The organism is Microbacterium sp. Kw_RZR3, from assembly GCF_029222405.1.
Lineage (GTDB): Bacteria > Actinomycetota > Actinomycetes > Actinomycetales > Microbacteriaceae > Microbacterium.
The window spans coordinates 1-2,712 of record NZ_JARHXC010000280.1 but is presented as its reverse complement, the minus strand read 5'-3'; the positions used below and the strand labels follow the sequence as shown (position 1 = coordinate 2,712).

Sequence of the window (2,712 nt, the reverse complement as noted above, 5' to 3'; positions counted from 1 at the left end):
GTTTTGCCGCTCAGATCACGGGGTGAGGCTCGTGCTCGATCTCGTCGTCGGCGCCGGCCCAGTCGCCGGTCGCGAGGTAGACCACCTTCTTGGCGACCGACACCGCGTGGTCGGCGAAGCGCTCGTGGTAACGGCTCGCGAGGGTGGCGTCGACCGTCGCGGTGGCCTCGCCCTTCCACGAGTCGCCCAGAACCTTCTCGAAGACGCTGACGTGCAGCTCGTCGATGTCGTCGTCGGCGTCGCGGATCGCCTCGGCGATGCGCAGGTCCTGAGTACGCAGCAGCTCGGCGAGCTTGCGCGCGACCTCGACGTCGAGTTCACCCATGCGGGTGAACGTCGTCTTGAGGCCCTTCGGGATCGCGCGCTCGGGGAAGCGCGATCGCGCCAGCTGAGCGATGTGCTCGGCCATGTCGCCCATGCGCTCGAGCGACGCGCTCACGCGCAGCGCGGTGACGACGATCCGCAAGTCGCGCGCGACGGGCTGCTGACGCGCGAGGATCTCGATCGCGAGCTCGTCGAGCTCGACGGCCTTCTCGTCGATGATCGCGTCGGCCTCGATGACCTCTTCGGCGAGCGAGACGTCGCTGGTGCCGAACGCGCGTGTGGCGCGGTCGATCGCGACCGTCACCAGGTCGGCGATCTCGACCAGGCGGGCCTGAACGTCCTCGAGGGACTGGTGGAATACTTCGCGCATCGCGGTACCTTCCGTCGGCGGCACGGCACATGTGCGTTCCGCTACCTCCGGGGATTGTTTCCAGCGAAGATGAACGAATGGTGCCGTGACAGTGAATAGTAACGTTCGGCTTCGGCATCCCGTGCCTGAACGGCCGGTGACGCCGTGACCACGCCTTTACGCTGGGGGCATGGAACCACCGCAGCTCTCGCTGCTCGCGCTCCTCGTGGGACTCCTGCTCGGGAGCGGCATCGTCGGCCTCGTGGTCGGAGCCCTGCGAGCACGCGATCGTTCGTTGGCGCAGACCGCCGTCGATCTGCCCGAGGGCGTCGAGGCGATGCTCGGGGCGATGGACGACCCCGCCTTCGTCTGCGACATGTCGTCGACGGTTCTCGCGCTCTCATCGACCGCGGGCGTCTTCGGTCTGGTTGCCGGAGAGGTGATCGCCAGCGACGAACTGCGTCGCGTCGCGCGGGCGGCGCGTGACACGGGAGCGTCGGTCAGCGAGAACCTGCGGTTGCGCCGAGGTGCCGCGCCGGCAGAACCGCGCCTGGTCGCGGTGCGCGCGACTCCCATCTCGCCGCGACTGGTCCTCCTGGTGCTGCGTGACATCACCGAACGCGAGCGCGTCGAAGAGATGCGTCGCGACTTCGTGGCGAACACCAGCCACGAGCTCAAGACTCCCGTGGGGGCGGTGAGCCTGCTGGCCGAGGCGATCGAATCCGCGGCCGAGGATCCGGAACAGGTGCGGTACTTCTCATCGCGGCTGCAGGCGGAGGTGACGCGGTTGGCCGGCCTGGTGAACCGCATCCTGAGCCTGTCTCGGCTGCAGGCATCCGACGAACTGCGCGACGTGCGGGACGTCTCGATCGACGAGGTCGTCACCTCGGCGGTCGAGGCCTACGCGATCGCCGCGGACTCGGCCCAGGTGACGGTCGTGCGCGGGGGGACCAAAGGGCTGTGGGTGCGCGGCGAGCCGCAGATCCTCACCGAGGCGCTGGGCAACCTCGTCGCGAACGCGATCGCCTACTCGCCCGGCGGCTCCAAGGTGGGTGTCGGGGTGAAGCTCGACGGCACGGTCGTCGAGATCGCCGTCACCGACCGCGGGATCGGCATCCCCGAAGCCGATCAGCACCGCGTGTTCGAGCGCTTCTACCGGGCCGACCAGGCGCGATCCCGCCGCACAGGGGGAACCGGGCTCGGTCTGTCGATCGTCAAGCACGCCGTCCAGCGCCACGGAGGCGAGGTGCGATTGTGGTCGCGCCCCGACCGCGGCTCGACGTTCACCATCCGACTGCCGATGTCCGAGGCGCCCGACCTCGAGCAACCCCGCCCCAAGTCGGGACGCAAGGGCCGCAAGGCCGCTGCTGCACGTCCCGCCCCCATGAACGGAGACACCGTATGACCCGCGTTCTGATCGTCGAGGACGAGCCGGACCTCGCCGACCCGCTGGCCTATCTGCTGCGGCGGGAGGGGTACGAGGTCGAGATCGCCGAGGACGGCGCTCTCGCCCTGACGGCGTTCCACGACCGCGGTGCCGACATCGTGCTGCTGGACCTGATGCTGCCCGGCATGCCGGGCACGGAGGTCTGCCGGCAGATCCGGCTGTCGTCGCACGTGCCGATCATCATGCTGACGGCCAAGGACTCCGAGGTCGATATCGTCGTGGGGCTCGAGCTCGGTGCCGACGACTACGTGACGAAGCCCTACTCGACGCGGGAGCTGCTGGCCCGGATGCGCGCCGTCCTGCGACGTCGGACCCCGGATGACGCCGACCTCGACGACCGGATCCTGAGCGGAGGACGCGTCACCCTGGACATCGATCGACACACCGTGTCGGTGGATGGAGCGGAGATCAACATGCCCCTGAAGGAGTTCGAGCTGCTCGAGGTCCTCATGCGCAACGCCGGCCGCGTGCTGACTCGCGGTCAGCTCATCGACCGGGTCTGGGGCACCGACTACTTCGGCGACACCAAGACGCTCGACGTTCACATCAAGCGCATCCGCTCGCGCATCGAGCAGAGCCCGAGCGAGCCGAC

At 68.7% G+C, this 2,712-nt stretch carries 3 protein-coding genes; 2 read left to right on the top strand and 1 reads right to left on the bottom strand.

Translation table 11 applies throughout. The features are described from left to right. Positions 1-10 precede the first annotated feature (10 nt). On the bottom strand, positions 11-694 hold the full coding sequence (gene phoU, locus P2P98_RS15630) for a phosphate signaling complex protein PhoU (RefSeq protein WP_058597428.1): 684 nt from the start codon (positions 692-694) through the stop codon (positions 11-13). Positions 695-863: 169 nt separating this feature from the next. On the opposite strand from phoU, the gene P2P98_RS15625 reads away from it, so the two are divergent. Together P2P98_RS15625 and P2P98_RS15620 are read left to right on the top strand one after the other, a co-directional pair. Continuing rightward, the gene (locus P2P98_RS15625; RefSeq protein WP_275801076.1) at positions 864-2,078 is read left to right on the top strand and encodes an ATP-binding protein; all 1,215 of its coding nucleotides are present in this window, start codon (positions 864-866) and stop codon (positions 2,076-2,078) included. Next, positions 2,075-2,712 (top strand): response regulator transcription factor (locus P2P98_RS15620; protein WP_275801075.1); only part of this gene is annotated, 638 nt, incomplete at its 3' end. The genes P2P98_RS15625 and P2P98_RS15620, both read left to right, overlap by 4 nt.

Coding starts and splice junctions, on each gene's coding strand:
- P2P98_RS15625 (WP_275801076.1), top strand. CDS start 864: ATGGAACCACCGCAGCTCTCGCTGCTCGCGCTCCTCGTGGGACTCCTG.
- phoU (WP_058597428.1), bottom strand. CDS start 694: ATGCGCGAAGTATTCCACCAGTCCCTCGAGGACGTTCAGGCCCGCCTG.